This window comes from Rhizobium indigoferae, assembly GCF_034554815.1.
GTDB lineage: Bacteria > Pseudomonadota > Alphaproteobacteria > Rhizobiales > Rhizobiaceae > Rhizobium > Rhizobium leguminosarum.
The window spans coordinates 4,190,848-4,207,235 of sequence record NZ_CP140635.1; the positions used below are offsets into that span (position 1 = coordinate 4,190,848).

A 16,388-nucleotide genomic window follows, 5' to 3' on the forward strand; every position below is an offset into this window, starting at 1 on the left:
CCATGCTGATCCGCCTTGTCGTCTTCGCCCTCTTCGTGCTGCTTCTCGCCTATGGCTTCTCCTGGCTCGCCGATCGTCCCGGTGACCTCTCGCTGATCTGGGAGGGCCAGATCTACCAGACGAGGCTGATCGTCGCCGCCAGCGCGATCATCGCCCTCATCGCCGCCGTGATGATCGCCTGGTGGTTCGTCCGTCTCGTCTGGACCTCGCCGCATTCGGTGACGCGTTATTTCCGCGCCCGCAAGCGGGACCGCGGTTATCAGGCGCTGTCGACCGGCCTGATCGCCGCCGGCGCCGGCAATGCGTTGCTCGCCCGCAAGATGGCCGCCCGCTCGCGTGGCCTCATCCGCGCCGACCAGGAACCGCTGATCAACCTGCTCGAGGCCCAGGCCGCCCTGATCGAAGGCCGCCATGACGAGGCGCGCGCCAAGTTCGAGGCCATGGCCAACGATCCAGAGACGCGCGAGCTTGGCCTGCGCGGCCTCTATCTGGAAGCCCGCCGTCTCGGGGCCAACGAGGCGGCCCGCCAATATGCCGAAAAGGCTGCCGACAACGCGCCATATCTGCCCTGGGCCGCACAGGCGACCCTCGAATATCGCAGTCAAGCCGGCCGCTGGGATGATGCGATCCGCCTGCTCGAACAGCAAAAGGCCGCCCGCGTCGTCGAAAAGGCCGAAGCCAACCGTCTGCACGCCGTCCTCCTGACGGCGCGCGCCAGCGAGAAGCTGGAAAGCAACCCGACGGGTGCCCGCGACGACGCCCTGCAGGCGCTGAAGCTTGCCGCCGATTTCATTCCGGCCGCCCTCATTGCCGCAAAGGCGCTGTTTCGCGAAGGCGGCGTGCGCAAGGCCGCCTCGATCCTCGAACAGGCATGGAAATCGGCGCCGCATCCTGAGATCGGCCAAGCCTATGTCCGGGCCCGCAGCGGCGATTCCACGCTCGACCGGCTGAAGCGCGCCGAGCGGCTGGAAGGGCAGCGCCCGAACAACGTCGAATCCCTTCTCGTCGTCGCCCAGGCAGCCCTCGACGCGCAGGAATTCGCCAAGGCTCGTGCCAAAGCGGAAGCGGCGGCCCGCATGCAGCCGCGTGAAGCCGCCTACCTGCTATTGGCTGACATCGAAGAAGCCGAGACCGGAGACCAGGGTCGCGTGCGCCATTGGCTGGCCCAGGCGCTCAAGGCGCCGCGCGATCCGGCCTGGGTGGCAGACGGCTTCGTGTCCGACAAATGGCTGCCGGTATCTCCGGTGACCGGCGGTCTCGACGCCTTCGAATGGAAGGCGCCCTTCGGCCAGATCGAGGGTCCGCTCGAGGACGGTTCGGCACCGGCCTCGATCGAAACGGCTTTGAAGACACTGCCGCCGCTGCGTGACGTCAGGCCGGAAAGCCCGGTTAACGACCATCGCATCATTGAGCTGGAACGCGCCGCGACGATTGCCAAGGCTGTGCGCCCCACGCCGGCCCCGGCACCGACATCGGCAAAACCGAAACCCGCCGAACCAGCCGCGGGCGATAAAGCGCCCGCGCCGAGCGAGGCAAAACCTTTCTTTGGCGGACTGCCGGATGATCCCGGCGTTCGCGATCCCAGGGTGGAACCGGAACCCAAGACACGGCTCCGCCTTTTCTGAAATGGAACGAAAACCGCATGTTCGAACGCTTTCAGGCATTCTTCCAGAATCTCACCGCCGACCACCCGAAGAAAGGTTTTGCCCCTGATGATCCCCGCATCGCAGTGGCAGCGCTCTGCATGCAGGTCATGGAGGCCGACGGTCAGATCAAAGCCAGCGAGAAGAAGCGGCTGCGCAAGCTCCTGAAGGAGCAGTATGCACTCGACGGCAAGCAGCTCGATGCTCTGATAGCCGCCGGCCTTGAGGCCGAAAGCTCCGCCGTCGACTATTATCGCTTCACCGCCGACCTGAAACGTCATCTCAATACCGAGCAACGCCTCGAGCTGATCGGCGTCCTCTGGGACATCGTCTATGCCGATGGCGAACGCAGCGAGATGGAAGACCATGTGATCTGGCGTATCGCCGATCTGCTCGGCGTCTCCTCGCGCGAGCGCATCCAGAAGCGGCAGGAGGCCGCCGCCAGGGTGACGGATGTCCAGGTTGCGCAAGATGATACCGACTGAGCAAAACCAGAACCGCGACGGGCGCCCGATCCTCATCGTCCTGCATCAGGAGCGGTCGAGCCCCGGGCGTGTCGGCCAATTGCTGGTCGAAAAGGGCTACCGCCTCGATATCCGTCGCCCGGTTCTGGGCCAGCCGCTTCCGACAACACTGAAAGACCATGCCGGCGCCGTCGTCTTCGGCGGGCCGATGAGCGCCAATGATCCCGATGACTTCATCAAGAAGGAAATCGACTGGATCGATGTTCCCCTGCGGGAAAAACGCCCCTACCTCGGTATCTGCCTCGGCGCGCAGATGCTGGTGCATCATCTCGGCGGCAAGGTGCAGTCGAATGCCGACGGCTCGACCGAGATCGGCTGGTATCCGCTGCACCCGACCGAGAAGGGCCGCCTGCTGATGCACTGGCCGAGAATGGTCTATCATTTCCACCGCGAGGGCTTCGAGCTGCCGCGCGGCGCCGACCTTCTGGCCGAAGGCGATGCCTATCCGAACCAGGCCTTCCGCTACGACGGCAATGCCTGGGGCCTGCAGTTCCATGCCGAACTGACCCGGGTGATGATGCATCGCTGGGTCGTGCATGGCGCCCATCGCTTCATCCTGCCGAATGCCCAGCAGGGCCGCGAGCATCTCGAAGGCCGCATGCTGTTCGACGCGCCGCTGAAAGCCTGGTTGACCGAATTTCTCGACATCGTCTTCGAGGGAAAGACGGCGAAGGCGACGTCCTCTATCGCCATCCGCGCATAGTCGATTCCGACTATGGAGTGGGCGCGTCCAGTGTATCGATCCTGCGCAGCTTGGGGAAACTCGAAGCCCAGATCGCCGCCACGACAAGCGTTCCGATCCCGCCGATGACGACCGCCGGCACCGCGCCGAAGATCGCCGCCATCGTACCCGCCCTGAATTCCCCGAGCTCGTTCGATGCGCCGACGAAAACCATGTTGACCGCATTGACGCGACCGCGCAGCTGATCCGGCGTCCAGAGCGCAATCAGGCTCTCGCGGACATAGACCGACACCATGTCGGCCGCCCCCATCAGCGCCAGCGCCGCGATCGAGACTTCGGTGTTGGTCGAGATGCCGAAGATGATCGTTCCGACGCCGAACAGGGCGACGCCGATGAACATGTAGATGCCGGCGCGATGTTTGAGCGGATAGGCGGCAAGCAAGACCGCCATCACGATGGCGCCAAGGCCGGGTGCGGCGCGCAGCAGTCCGAGGCCCCACGGCCCGAGAGTGAGGATATCGCGTGCAAAAATCGGCATCAGTGCCGTCGCGCCGCCGAGCAACACAGCGAAGAGATCGAGCGAGATCGCGCCGAGCACCACCTTTTCGGCGCGGATGAAACTGAAGCCGCCAAGGATCATCGCCCAGCTCTTGGTCTCGCCGGTCGTCTTCTGTACCGGTTTCGGGATCATGTAGAGAAGGGCGGCGCCAAGCACGGAAAAGATCACCGCCACCGTATAGGCGGTCGTTGCGCTGACGCCGTAGAGCAGACCGCCGAGCACCGGGCCGGTGATTGCCGCGAGCTGCCAGGACGACGAATTCCACGCGATGGCATTGGAGAGCGCCTCCTCCGGCACGAGATTGGGTGCCAGCGACTGCACCGCCGGCGACATGAAGGCGCGCTCGATGCCGAAGATCAAAAGCACCGCGAAAACAGGCAAGGGCGTGAATGTCCCCATGACAGTCATAACCAGCAGCGCCAGCGTGCAGAGCGCGCTCACCAACGAGCAGAGTGCGGCAATCGCCCGGCGATTGTACCGGTCGGCCACCGAACCGGTGACGAGGATGAGCAGCAGCGACGGCAGGAACTGCACGAGACCGATCAAACCGAGATAGATCGCGCTGCCCGTCTGATCGTACATCTGCCAGCCGACGGCGACGCTGACGATCTGCTGCGAGAAGGAAAGCAGGAAGCGCGCGAAGAAGAACCGCGTGTAGGACGAATGCCGGAACGCGGCAAAACGGTCTCCGGTGGGCGAAAACGACATGGAGGTTTTCCGAGGAGACGGGCGCCGGAATAGCGGCAAAGCCGCCCGTTAAACATGATTCACCGTGCGTTTCCACACGGCACTTGCTCGTTTAGTCGCCAATGTCTACATGTCTGTCAACAACGAATTGGAGACGACGATGTTTGCGCTGTTTCAAACCATTGATTTGGCTTTGAATATTTACACCTGGATCCTGATTGCCAGTGCCATTTTTTCCTGGCTCTATGCCTTCAATGTTATCAATTCCAGCAATCAGTTCGTCAATTCGGTCGGCACATTCCTCTATAATGTCACCGAACCGGTGCTGAAGCCGATCCGCCGCCTGCTGCCGAACCTTGGCGGCATCGACATTTCGCCGATCATCCTGCTGCTGATCATCTTCTTCCTGCGCACCCTGCTTTGGACCACGCTGTACCCGCTGGTCGCTTGAGCCGTCCCTGGAGCCTTTTCGATGGCCATCTGCGCCTCGCCGTCCGGCTGACGCCGAATGGCGGGCGGGACGCGATCGATGGCATCGAGGCCGACGGCGAGGGTGAAGCGTTCCTGAAGGCACGCGTCACTGCCGTGCCCGAGAAAGGCAAGGCCAACAAGGCACTCATCCTTTTGATCGCAAAATCCCTGCGCATTCCCAAATCCAGCGTCAGCCTCGTCTCGGGTGAGACCGCGCGCAAAAAAATCCTCCGGATCGAGGGCGACCCGGAGGATTTGGTAAAAAAGCTCGAGATATTTTTAGGCTGAACAATCAGCCTTTCTTCTTGGCGCGCTCGACGGCTTCGAGGATGAGTTCGCCGGCTTCCTTGGAGTCGCCCCAGCCGAAGATCTTCACCCACTTGCCGGGTTCCAGATCCTTGTAGTGCTCAAAGAAGTGCTCGATCTGCTTCAGCGTGATCTCCGGAAGATCGGTGTAGTCCTTCACCTTTTCATAGCGCAGCGTCAGCTTCGGCGACGGCACGGCGATGATCTTCTCGTCCTTGCCGGAATTGTCTTCCATCTTCAGGACGCCGATCGGGCGCACATTGATGACGCAGCCAGGAACCAGCGGGCGGGTGCTGGCGATCAGGACGTCGATCGGGTCGCCATCTTCCGACAGCGTGTGCGGCACGAAACCATAATTGCCCGGATAGGTCATCGGCGTATAGAGGAAACGATCGACCACCAGCGTGCCGGCTTCCTTGTCCATCTCATACTTGATGGGGTGACCGCCGACCGGAACCTCGACGATAACGTTGACGTCCTCAGGTGGATTATTACCGATTGAAATGGCGTCGATGCGCATAAGAAACTCCCGCGAGGTTGAATTTGCTGGCAGCCAGATAATCAGTTTCATGTGGCAACGCAACATCGCACAGCGCCAATGCTTGACTGCACCGGGCCACATTCACATCAAAAGTTTCCAAGAGGAGATAGGCGAACGCCGACTCCAGCGCCGCACGTCTTTTCTGACGCCAAAGGAGGCTGTGGCACTTTGAAGGGCGTTCAGCTCCAGATGAAGCCGATCTTCTTCAATTGCCTGTGGTCGAAACTCTCCATGCCTTCGCAGAAATCGACGCCGCCATGATTGCGGTAGAAGTCGCTGGCGTTCTCGTTTTCCTCGAGGCACCAGACAACCAGCCCGTTGCAGCCGAGCGACTTCAAGAGCCGGCGCGCCTCGCCGAACAGCATCCTGCCGAGGCCGATGCCCTGATCCTCGGGCCGAAGATAAAGCTCGTAAATCTCGCCTTCCTGCGGCAAAGCGCGGGCGCGGTTGAGGCCGAGCGTCGCGTAGCCGGCGACTGTCCCGGCAACATCGAGAACCAGCAGCGTTGCCGGGCCGCGCGTTGCCTTGCGCCACCAGCTTTCGCCGCGACGCTCGATCATCTGCGTCAGTGCGCGATGGGGAATGATGCCCGCATAGGTGTGTTGCCAGGCAAGCCTGTGTGTTTCCGATATGGCTCGGGCATCTTGCGGCTCGGCCCGCCGGACATCGATCGACAACGTCTTCATAACGTTTACTCTGGTCCCGCCGAGGGCAATTAACCATATGCACAGCGGCATTGTGATCGATTGCCCACAGACTTGATATGTGGACGACGATCAAAAGTTAACGCTTTTTTAACGATTGTCACAAGATGGAATCGACGCGGCGCACAATAAAAAACCCCGGCGTGAAGGCCGGGGTTTAAAGGATTTCTGAAAGAGTGCGACGCGCTCCAGGCTCTCAGAGAGCGGCCTTCGACTTTTCGAAACGCTTGCGATCGTTTGCGTCGAGATACATCTTGCGCAGACGAATATTCTTCGGTGTCACTTCCATCAACTCGTCATCCTGGATCCAGGAGAGAGCGCGATCAAGCGTCATGCGGATCGGCGGCGTCAGCTTCACCGCTTCGTCCTTGCCGGCGGCGCGGATGTTGGTGAGCTGCTTGCCCTTCAGGACGTTGACTTCAAGGTCGTTGTCGCGCGAATGGATGCCGATGATCATGCCGGCATAGACCTTTTCGCCCGGCTCGATGATCATCGGGCCGCGATCTTCCAGGTTGAACATCGCATAGGCGACGGCTTCGCCGGGAGCGTTGGCGAGCAGCACGCCGTTGACGCGGCCACCGATCACACCCTTGTAGGGCTGGTAGTCGTGGAACAGGCGGTTCATGATCGCCGTACCGCGCGTGTCCGTCAGCAGTTCCGACTGGTAGCCGATCAGGCCACGGGTCGGTGCGTAGAAACGCAGGCGCAGACGGTTGCCACCCGACGGACGCAGCTCGACCATTTCGGCCTTGCGCTCGGACATCTTCTGCACGACGACACCGGAATGTTCTTCGTCGACGTCGATGACGACCTCTTCGACCGGCTCAAGAAGCTGGCCGCTTTCATCCTTGTGCATCACGACGCGCGGACGCGACACGGCAAGCTCGAAGCCTTCGCGACGCATGGTTTCGATCAGAACAGCGAGCTGCAGTTCGCCGCGGCCGGACACGTAGAACGAATCCTTGCCTTCGGCTTCTTCGATCTTCAGGGCGACGTTGCCTTCTGCTTCCTTGAAGAGACGGTCGCGGATGACGCGTGAGGTCACCTTGTCGCCTTCGGTGCCCGCCAGCGGGCTATCGTTGACGATGAAGGACATGGTGACGGTCGGCGGATCGATCGGCTGCGCCGGCAGCGGTGCGGTGATCGAAGGATCGCAGAAGGTATCGGCGACCGTGCCCTTGGAAAGGCCGGCGATCGCAATGATATCACCTTGATGCGCTTCTTCGATCGGCTGACGTTCGATGCCGCGGAAGGCGAGGATCTTGGAAATACGGCCGGTTTCGATCGTCTTGCCGTCAGCGTGGAGAACCTTCACTGCCTGGTTCGGCTTGATGGAACCGGAATTGATGCGGCCGGTGATGATGCGACCGAGGAAGGGGTTGGCTTCGAGGATCGTACCGATCATCGTAAACGGACCTTCGTGGACGGTCGGCTCCGGAACATGCTTGAGCACCAGGTCGAGAAGCGGCGTAAGACCCTGATCCTTCGGACCTTCCGGATTGACGTTCATCCAGCCGTCGCGGCCCGAACCGTAGAGGATCGGGAAGTCGAGCTGCTCGTCGGTCGCATCGAGGTTTGCAAAGAGGTCGAAGACTTCGTTGATGACTTCTTCGTGGCGGCCATCCGGACGGTCGATCTTGTTGATTGCGACGATCGGGCGAAGGCCAACCTTCAGCGCCTTGCCGACCACGAACTTGGTCTGCGGCATCGGGCCTTCGGACGCATCGACGAGAACGATCGCGCCATCCACCATCGAGAGAATGCGCTCGACTTCACCACCGAAGTCGGCGTGGCCGGGGGTGTCGACGATGTTGATGCGGACACCCTTCCATTCCACCGAGGTCGCCTTGGCGAGAATGGTGATGCCGCGTTCCTTTTCGAGATCGTTCGAGTCCATCACGCGCTCAGCGACACGCTGATTTTCGCGGAACGAGCCGGACTGCTTGAGAAGCTCATCCACCAGGGTCGTTTTGCCATGGTCAACGTGCGCGATGATCGCGATATTGCGAAGTGCCATATGTGAAATCTCTGAAGCTGGGGCGCACGCTCTAGAGGGCGCGCCTATTAGTTTGGGGCGTCCATACAGTTTTTTTTGCGTTTGCGAAAGGGGGGAACGCGCAAAAGCTACGGCAAGGCTGTCGCCCCGCCGCATCATCGCATGTCATCAAATTGTCTTAGGCGTCGCTGCCTGTCAATTCCTCGAAGGTCGAAAGTCCTTTTTTGACGAGCATCGCATCCGGGCTCGGCAGCTTGCCGCGGAAGGCCTTGTAGGCGTCCTCCGGATCGACCGAGCCGCCGACGGAATAGATGTTGTCCTTGAGCTTGCGCGCCATCTCGCCGTTGAAGGCGTCTCCCGTCTCCTCGAAGGCGGCGAAGGCGTCGGCGTCGAGTACCTCAGACCACATGTAGGAGTAATAACCGGCCGAATAACCGCCGGAAAAGATGTGCTGGAAGTGCGGCGTCGCATGGCGCATGACGATCGACTTCGGCATGCCGATCTCGGCCAGCACCTCACCCTGCACCGCCATCGGGTCCTCGACGGTCGTTCTCGTGTGAAACGCCATGTCGACCAGCGCTGACGAGGTGAACTCGACCGTATTGAAGCCGGCATTGAAAGTGCGGGCTGCCAGCACCTTGTCGAGCAGAACCTGCGGCATCGGCTCGCCGGTTTCGACATGCACGGCATAGCGCTTCAGGATAGCGGGCACCGTCAGCCAGTGCTCGTAGAGCTGCGACGGCAGCTCGACGAAATCGCGCGAAACGCCGGTGCCCGAAACCGAGGGATAGGTGACATTCGAAAGCATGCCGTGCAGCGCATGGCCGAATTCATGAAACAGCGTGCGGGCATCATCGAGCGACAGCAGCGCCGGCTTGCCTTCCACCGGCTTGGCGAAGTTGCAGACATTGTAGATGATCGGCAATTCGCCGTGGCGGCCATCCTTCAGTTCCAGCCTGTGCTGCGATTGCAACGAGCTCATCCAGGCGCCTGAGCGTTTCGAGCTGCGGGCGAAATAATCGCCGAGGAACAGGGCGACGAGCTTGTCCTCGCGGTCCCTGATTTCGAACACCCTGACATCCGGGTGATAGGCGGCCACGCCCTTCTTCTCGACGGCGCGGATGCCGAACAGCCGGCCGGCCACGTCGAAGCAGGCTTCGATAATCTTCTCGAGCTGCAGATAAGGCTTGAGCTCGGCTTCGGAGAAATCGAACTTCCGCGCGCGGATCTTTTCGGCATAGTGGCGCCAGTCCCAGGGCATCACCTCGTGGTTCCGGCCTTCCTCGGCGATCAATGCCGCGATATCGACCTCCTCCTCGCCGGCGCGTTTCACCGCCCGCGCCCAGACGGCCTTGAGCAGGCCGTTCACCGCATCCGCCGTCTTCGCCATCGTGTTGTCGAGCTTCAGCTCGGCGAAATTGCCGTAGCCAAGCAGCGTCGCGACCTGATGGCGCAGCGCCAGCGTTTCCCTGATGACCGCGCGGTTGTCCGTCTCCCCGTCATTTTCGCCGCGCGCCACCCACGCTTTGAAAGCCTGCTCGCGCAGATCGCGGCGCTCCGAAAAGGTCAGGAACGGCTCGATGATCGAGCGTGACAGCGTCACCGCATATTTGCCCTCTTCGCCGCGTTCGCGCGCTGCCGCCGCCATCGCGTCACGAAGGAATTCCGGCAGGCCCTCGAGCTCGGCGCTGTCCGAAAGGACCAGTGCCCAGGCTTTCTCGTCGGCCAGCACGTTCTGGCCGAATTGCGTCCCGAGGCCGGCAAGCTTTTCATTGATCGCGGCGAGTTTTTCCTGCTCGGCCTTGTCAAGCTTGGCGCCCGATTTGACGAAGCCTTTCCAATGGCGTTCCAGCACGCGTGTCTGTTCGAGCGTCAGGCCAAGCGTCTCGCGATTCTCCCAGAGCGTGTCGATACGGGCAAAAAGCGCCGCATTCACCCCGATCTTCGAATAGTGGCGCGACATCTTCGGCGAGATCTCCCGCTCCAGCGCCTGGATCACATCATTGGTATGCGCGCCTGCCTTGTTCCAGAACAGCGCCGAAACGCGCGACAGTGCGTCGCCGGCAATCTCCAGCGCCACGACCGTATTGGCGAATGTCGGCGCATCCCCGTTTCCGGCAATTTCGTCGATTTCCCTTTCATGCGCGGCAAGTGCGGCCTCGAAGGCGGCGGCAAAATCACCGTCATCCAGGGCATCGAAACGCGGCAGGCCGTGAAGACCGTCCCAGGTCACCAGCGCTGGATTGAAATCATGTGGAGAAGGCATCGGAGAATTCCTTTTGGCATGCAGATGGATCGTCAATATAGGAGAGCCGTCGTGAAATTGGTATGTTGCCGGGTAGGGCCTTTTGCCCCGTCTGCCAATCTGATGGACGTCCGTCAAATCTGGTGGACAACAATTGGTACGTGAAAATTAACCAATCGTTAACGATTGACGCGAATCACGCGCAGGCGCTAGTTTTCCGATGTTCTTCTTGTAAGGGGACATGCGCCATGGAAATTTTTTCTGTGCGGTCTTCTCAGAGTTTGCTTTTTAAAAACAATCCCAATAACGCAAAAAGTTCGAAGACCTCTGATATTGAAATCGAGACCAGAGCTGTCGCCCCGGCCTCGTTCCAGATCGAAGACGAAGTTGGCGAAGGCCCGGATTTCACCGCGGTCAGCCCTGGCGAGCTGCGCAATTACGCGCGCCAGAGCTTCGACAGCGGCCTGATCGATCAGAATACCTACGCCGCGATCTCCGAACCGCTGCCGATGCATGCGATCGATCCACTCGGCAACGTCATCGATCTCTCCAGCGTCACCGACGGCACCAGCTTCAATTTCCTCGATTATTACAAGAGCCAGCTGCAGGTCGCCATGTCGATCGGCGATGCTAACGAGGTCCAGACGCTGAAATCGATCGTCAATTTCCTCGATGGCTGATCGGAGCATGATGCCGAAAAGTGCGCAGCGGTTTTAGGATAGCGACATGCATAACAACTAAAGACAAGCGCGTCGCATGATTCAAGTTTGGCGCGGCGCGCTTTAATCAGGCCTTGCGCCAGCCGAGCAGGCCGGGCGTTGCGTGCCAGAGCGCCTGGGCGGCAAATCCCATGAAGAGCACGCCGGAGCAGCGCACGATCAACCGCTCATGGGCGCGATAGAAGCGCCGCACCGTACCGGCGCCGATGATGCCGATCAGGATGATGTCGGCCGTCACGAAACCGACGAACGACACGACCAGCAGCACCGGCAGCGCCTCGAAATCGAGCGCGCCGGCCGAGCCAGCAACCAGTGCGGTGAAGGTGGCAAGCGCCACCGGATAGCCCTTCGGATTGGTGACGCCAAAGATCAGACCGCGACGAAACGGCCGCTCGACCACAACAAGCGCCTGCCCCTCCGCTTTCGGCTTGGCATTGACGGCGCTCCAGCCGATCCAGGCGAGGTAGAAACCGCAGGCAAGGCCGAGCAGGTCGAAGACGAAGGTTCCGATCGTCTTTGCGCCGACGATCGCGATCAGCGCCAGCGACGACCAGATAAGATCCCCGACCAGATGCCCCATCATGAAGAAAGCGCCGGCCTTGCGGCCCTGCCCGGCGCCGATGCCGAGCAGCTGCAGGAAGGCAGGTCCTGGAATGAGCACGTAGAAGAGCGCCGCCAGAAAGGCGCCGAAGAGCAGTGACTGCGTCATGGAAATGCTCCGGAAGATGATGACCGCAGACTAAGCGATCACGGCCATCCGTCAAGGGTGGCTACGTGGCCACGAAAGGGAGATGCAATCGCGGCAACGTCTCTCCCACAGCAGATGTTTCGCCGTGCAGTCCGCCACCCATTCGATGAGAAAGGGGCAGCCGATGCACTCAAATTCTTCGATCGAACACAGCAACTGGCGTCTTCAACCGATAGAGTGTCGTCGGTCGCCGGGCCCGCTCAGTCTGCCGCTTTTCGCCCTCGACCGTTTCGAGCAGATCGAGATCGTTGATCTTGCGGCGAAAGGCACTTTGATCCAGCCGTTCACCCATGACCATTTCATAGATTGCCTGCAGTTCCGACATTGTGAAGACCTCTGGAAGCAGCCTCGCGGGAATGGTCGAGTATGCGCCCTTGCCGCGCAACCGCTCCAGCGCGGCGGTGACGATCCCATTGTGGTCGAAGGGCAGTTCGCCTGCCGCCTCGGCCGGCCGCAATTCGAGAGGGCTTGTGCCGCCAGCCAGTGCTCCCTGTGGGACCAATGCAAAATACGCAATCGATACCGACCAGTCGCGGGGGTCGCGCCGCGCCGAAGCGAAGGTTCCGAGCTGTTCGAAGAATATGCCCTCGAGCCCTGCCTTGGCCTTGAGGATGCGCCGCACGGCTGCCTCCGCATCGACATCCTCGTCCGTATGCACATAGCCGCCAATCAGCGCCGGAACGCCGGCAAACGGCTCGGCGGACCGCGGCAGCAACGCGACACACAATCGTCCTTCGTGCAGCGTCAGCAAAACGATGTCGACTGTCACGATCGGCCGTGCAAATTCATCCTCTGCCATCAGCATCCTCCCGGCCAGTGTTGTCCTGGCCCTCATAGCGGCCGACCGCAAAAATAACAATTTGCAAATAGCAACTTGCAAAATGCACTTTGCAAGTTTATATCATGATCAACGAAAGGCGGCGGGTGACACCGGAGCCGATCGCCAGGCAATAAGCAAAGGAGTGATGCCATGGGTATGGGACGTTTCAGCACGGGCGACTGGGCCGCCTACAATGCGCGCCATGTGGATGGCCGCAGCCGGTCCGAGGTATTCGGTGCCACCGGCATCGATCCGCAGTTCGATCCGGCGCGTTTTTCCACCCGCGAGAGTCGCGACAGCGCCTACAATCCGCAATCGACCCCGATTATTCTAGCCTCGGATGTAACTGGCTCGATGGGCATGATCGCTCATGAGCTCATGCGCGGCGGGCTCATCACCCTGACATCGGAGATCTACGACCGCCGCCCGGTGTCCGATCCACATATCATGGTGGCAGCGGTCGGAGATGCGTTGACCGATGCGGCCCCTCTGCAGGCCACCCAGTTCGAGGCCGATATCTCGCTTGCCAGCCAGATCCGCGCCTTGTGGCTGGAAGGCAACGGCGGTGGCAATGATGGCGAGAGCTACAGCGCCGCCCACCTTCTGGCGGCCCTCAAGACCTCGACCGATGCCTTCGAAAAGCGCGGCCGCAAGGGCTATCTCTTCACCATTGGCGACGAACCGGTTCACAACGGCCTGGCCGCCCACCAGATCGCGCGCATCTTTGGCATCGAACCGCCGCGCGGTCTAAGCGCCCGGGAATGCCTTGCGATGGCGCAGAGGTCCTACGAGGTCTTCCACATCGTCATCCGCGAGGGCTATGCGGCCACGAGGCTCGACCGGGTGCTCGAGAGCTGGCAGCCATTGCTACCTGGCCGCACTTTCGTGCTCGATGATCACAGACGCATTGCTGAACTGGTGGTTTCGATCATCGAGATCACCGAGGGTCGGGATCCGGGCGACGTGGCCGCAAGCTGGCCCGGTGCGGCAGCGGCAGCCGTCGCCAAGGCCATCGGCATTCGTCCGAAGCGGCGCCTGCTGCCCTTCTTCTAAGCCAGACCTTCCAAAGCCCGGGGCGATGGCTCTGGGCGCCATCTTGAGGAGCAGCATGATGAGTACCCAAGCACAGGCCGTGATCGGCGCGCTTTATGGCGATGAAGGCAAAGGACTGATGGTCGATTGCCTTGCCGCGGCCACGCCGGGGGCCGTGGTGGTTCGCAGCAATGGCGGCGCCCAAGCCGGCCACACCGTGGTTGGTGCCGCGGGCGCCCGCCATGTCTTTCATCATGTCGGCTCCGGCAGCTTTGCCGGGGCGGCCACACATTTCAGCCGTTTCTTCGTCGCCCATCCGATGCTGCTGCTCGACGAGCTGGCGGCCCTCGGCCAGCTTGGTGTGACGCCGAAGATCAGCAGCGATCCACGTGCCTTGGTAACGACGCCGTTCGACGTCATCATCAACCAGGCCTTGGAGCTGGCACGCGGCACCGCCCGCCACGGCAGTTGCGGCCTCGGCTTCGGCGAGACCATCGAGCGCAATCTGCGCCCGGAATTCGCCCTCTCGACGAAGGATCTGTTCCGCCCCGATCTGCGCGCCCGCCTTGTCTCCATCCGCGACGCCTGGGTACCAGTCCGGCTTGCCGCGCTGGGCATCACCGCCTTGCCCGCAGAACTCGCCACCGCGCTGGCCGACGACATCACCATCGGCCACTTCGAGGCCGATTGCGCCGCCTATCTCGACCGCGTCACGCTCTGGCCCGACCGACGGCTGTGCGAACGCGGCACCATCATCTTCGAGGCCGCCCAAGGTTTGCTGCTCGATCAGGATAGTGGCGCCTTTCCACACGTCACCCGTTCGAATACCGGGCTCGCGAACATGCTCGCTATCGCCGTCGAGGCCGGTATCACAGAGCTGGACGCAACATATGCGACGCGCTGCTACACCACCCGGCATGGCGCAGGGCCCCTCAAGGGCGAAGTTTCCGCGCTCCCTGGCATCAATGTCGCAGATCCCACCAATGCGCCAAACGAGTGGCAGGGTACCTTAAGGCTCGCCCCGCTCGATCTCGGCGTGTTGCGCGAGGCCATTGCACACGATCTGGCATTGGACCGCGGCGGTATCGCCGTCAAAGCCGGGCTGGCAGTGACTTGTCTCGATCAGGCGGACGATGGCTTTGCCGTGACGGATAACGGAGAGGGAATGCGGCTAGACCCTGCCAAAGCGGCATCGCGCATAGCCAATCTTGTCGGCTTGCCGCTCTGGGCCGAAGGCTGGGGACCGCGTCGCGGTGATGTCAGGCTGCATGTGGATGCAGTCGCCGCGTGAATCGCGGAGCAATAAAAGAGCCCGCGCGGCGATGCCGGCGGGCTGATATCCGGTTCGAAGGTGAACCGTGATTATTTCACGAGGTTGCGCTTGGCGAGCGTGCGCAGGCGCAGGGCATTGAGCTTGATGAAGCCGGCCGCATCCTTCTGGTCGTAGGCGCCCTGATCGTCCTCGAAAGTGACGAGCTTGTCGGAATAGAGCGACTTTTCGCTTTCGCGGCCGATGACCATGACATTGCCCTTGTAGAGCTTCAGCGTCACTTCGCCTTCGACATGCTCCTGGCTCTTGTCGATCAGCGCCTGCAGCATCTCGCGCTCCGGCGAGAACCAGAAGCCGTAATAGATCAGCTCGGCGTAGCGCGGCATGATCTCGTCCTTGAGATGGGCGGCACCACGGTCGAGCGTGATCGATTCGATGGCGCGATGCGCCGAAAGCAGGATGGTGCCGCCTGGTGTCTCGTAGACACCGCGCGACTTCATGCCGACAAAGCGGTTCTCGACCAGGTCGAGACGGCCGATGCCGTTGTCACGGCCGTAATTGTTGAGTGTCGCGAGCAGCGTCGCCGGGCTCATGCGCACGCCATTGATCGAAACCGCGTCACCTCTCTCGAAGCCCACCTTGATGGTCGTTGCCTTGTCAGGTGCGGCCTCAGGCGAAATGGTGCGCATATGCACATATTCAGGCGCCTCCTTGGAGGGGTCCTCAAGAACCTTGCCCTCGGAAGAAGAATGCAGAAGGTTGGCGTCGACCGAGAACGGCGCCTCGCCCTTCTTGTCCTTGGCAACCGGGATCTGATGCTGTTCGGCGAAGGCGAGCAGGTCGGTGCGGCTCTTGAACGCCCAGTCGCGCCACGGCGCGATGATCTTGATGTCGGGGTTCAGGGCATAGGCCGACAGTTCGAAACGGACCTGGTCGTTGCCCTTGCCGGTCGCGCCGTGAGCGATCGCATCCGCACCCGTCTTGCGGGCGATATCGATCAGATGCTTGGAAATCAGAGGCCGGGCGATCGAGGTGCCGAGCAGGTAGACGCCCTCGTAAACGGCATTGGCGCGGAACATCGGGAAGACGAAATCGCGCACGAATTCCTCGCGCACATCCTCGATATAGATCTCCTTGATACCGAGCATCTCGGCCTTCTTGCGCGCCGGCTCCAGCTCTTCGCCCTGGCCGAGATCGGCGGTGAAGGTGACGACTTCGGCGCCGAGCTCCGTCTGCAGCCACTTCAGGATGATCGAGGTGTCGAGGCCGCCGGAATAGGCGAGAACGACTTTCTTCACGTCTTTGTATGATGCCATGATGATGAGGTCCGTTGCATAAAAGGCCGGCGAAAACCCGGTGTCGCGGCACTTTTAGCGAGATTGGCGCGTGACGCAAGGCCAAGTGCGACGCTGATGGTGCCGATACCGTTTGACAGCGCGAA

Annotated in this window: 16 protein-coding genes; 8 read left to right on the top strand and 8 right to left on the bottom strand. The window is 61.3% G+C overall.

What is annotated here, in order from left to right:
- The first annotated feature begins 2 nt into the window (after window positions 1-2).
- Genes U5G49_RS20665 through U5G49_RS20675 form a run of 3 tightly spaced genes read left to right on the top strand, consistent with a single transcriptional unit; the run spans window position 3 to window position 2,870 of the window.
- Window positions 3-1,625, top strand: a complete 1,623-nt coding sequence (locus U5G49_RS20665) for a heme biosynthesis protein HemY (RefSeq protein ID WP_193444608.1) — start codon at window positions 3-5, stop codon at window positions 1,623-1,625.
- A 17-nt stretch (window positions 1,626-1,642) separates the two neighbouring features.
- Window positions 1,643-2,128 (top strand): tellurite resistance TerB family protein, encoded by a 486-nt coding sequence (locus U5G49_RS20670; RefSeq protein ID WP_012759325.1) that lies wholly within the window; start codon window positions 1,643-1,645, stop codon window positions 2,126-2,128.
- The gene (locus U5G49_RS20675; RefSeq protein WP_032980581.1) at window positions 2,097-2,870 is read left to right on the top strand and encodes a glutamine amidotransferase; all 774 of its coding nucleotides are present in this window, start codon (window positions 2,097-2,099) and stop codon (window positions 2,868-2,870) included. The genes U5G49_RS20670 and U5G49_RS20675 overlap by 32 nt, the downstream gene beginning before the upstream one ends.
- 10 nt (window positions 2,871-2,880) lie before the next feature.
- Here the strand turns inward: U5G49_RS20675 and U5G49_RS20680 are convergent, their stop codons facing one another.
- Window positions 2,881-4,116, bottom strand: coding sequence for an MFS transporter (locus tag U5G49_RS20680; RefSeq protein WP_182564503.1), 1,236 nt, complete (start codon window positions 4,114-4,116; stop codon window positions 2,881-2,883).
- 139 nt (window positions 4,117-4,255) lie between these two features.
- Here U5G49_RS20680 and U5G49_RS20685 point away from each other — a divergent pair, with 139 nt between their 5' ends.
- Window positions 4,256-4,546: a YggT family protein gene (locus U5G49_RS20685; protein WP_018448228.1), complete on the top strand. Its 291-nt coding sequence runs from the start codon at window positions 4,256-4,258 to the stop codon at window positions 4,544-4,546.
- Window positions 4,543-4,854: a DUF167 domain-containing protein gene (locus U5G49_RS20690; protein WP_028733542.1), complete on the top strand. Its 312-nt coding sequence runs from the start codon at window positions 4,543-4,545 to the stop codon at window positions 4,852-4,854. Before U5G49_RS20685 ends, U5G49_RS20690 begins: the two co-directional genes overlap by 4 nt.
- 4 nt (window positions 4,855-4,858) lie before the next feature.
- Here U5G49_RS20690 and ppa read toward each other — a convergent pair whose 3' ends face one another.
- From ppa to U5G49_RS20710, 4 genes are all read right to left on the bottom strand, one after another.
- Window positions 4,859-5,392, bottom strand: coding sequence for an inorganic diphosphatase (gene ppa, locus U5G49_RS20695; protein ID WP_011653868.1), 534 nt, complete (start codon window positions 5,390-5,392; stop codon window positions 4,859-4,861).
- Between the two features lie 200 nt (window positions 5,393-5,592).
- Window positions 5,593-6,099: a GNAT family N-acetyltransferase gene (locus tag U5G49_RS20700; RefSeq protein ID WP_193444607.1), complete on the bottom strand. Its 507-nt coding sequence runs from the start codon at window positions 6,097-6,099 to the stop codon at window positions 5,593-5,595.
- Between the two features lie 214 nt (window positions 6,100-6,313).
- Complete coding sequence (gene typA, locus U5G49_RS20705; protein ID WP_018243938.1) at window positions 6,314-8,134, bottom strand: translational GTPase TypA; 1,821 nt, start codon at window positions 8,132-8,134, stop codon at window positions 6,314-6,316.
- Window positions 8,135-8,291: 157 nt separating this feature from the next.
- Window positions 8,292-10,379, bottom strand: a complete 2,088-nt coding sequence (locus U5G49_RS20710; RefSeq protein WP_193444606.1) for a M3 family metallopeptidase — start codon at window positions 10,377-10,379, stop codon at window positions 8,292-8,294.
- Between the two features lie 227 nt (window positions 10,380-10,606).
- On the opposite strand from U5G49_RS20710, the gene U5G49_RS20715 reads away from it, so the two are divergent.
- Window positions 10,607-11,038, top strand: coding sequence for a hypothetical protein (locus tag U5G49_RS20715; RefSeq protein WP_193444605.1), 432 nt, complete (start codon window positions 10,607-10,609; stop codon window positions 11,036-11,038).
- Window positions 11,039-11,144: 106 nt separating this feature from the next.
- Here U5G49_RS20715 and U5G49_RS20720 read toward each other — a convergent pair whose 3' ends face one another.
- Complete coding sequence (locus tag U5G49_RS20720) at window positions 11,145-11,786, bottom strand: LysE family translocator (RefSeq protein ID WP_012759334.1); 642 nt, start codon at window positions 11,784-11,786, stop codon at window positions 11,145-11,147.
- 169 nt (window positions 11,787-11,955) lie between these two features.
- Window positions 11,956-12,624 carry an NUDIX hydrolase gene (locus U5G49_RS20725; protein WP_028733546.1) on the bottom strand — a complete coding sequence of 223 codons (669 nt, stop codon included), beginning with the start codon at window positions 12,622-12,624 and terminating at the stop codon, window positions 11,956-11,958.
- Between the two features lie 171 nt (window positions 12,625-12,795).
- Here U5G49_RS20725 and U5G49_RS20730 point away from each other — a divergent pair, with 171 nt between their 5' ends.
- Both U5G49_RS20730 and U5G49_RS20735 read left to right on the top strand, forming a co-directional pair.
- Window positions 12,796-13,698, top strand: coding sequence for a hypothetical protein (locus U5G49_RS20730; RefSeq protein WP_193444604.1), 903 nt, complete (start codon window positions 12,796-12,798; stop codon window positions 13,696-13,698).
- A 58-nt stretch (window positions 13,699-13,756) separates the two neighbouring features.
- Entirely contained in the window at window positions 13,757-14,968 is a 1,212-nt protein-coding gene (locus U5G49_RS20735; RefSeq protein ID WP_193444683.1) for an adenylosuccinate synthetase, read from the top strand.
- Between the two features lie 71 nt (window positions 14,969-15,039).
- Here the strand turns inward: U5G49_RS20735 and U5G49_RS20740 are convergent, their stop codons facing one another.
- Window positions 15,040-16,263: an argininosuccinate synthase gene (locus U5G49_RS20740; RefSeq protein ID WP_115157127.1), complete on the bottom strand. Its 1,224-nt coding sequence runs from the start codon at window positions 16,261-16,263 to the stop codon at window positions 15,040-15,042.
- Window positions 16,264-16,388: the final 125 nt, after the last annotated feature.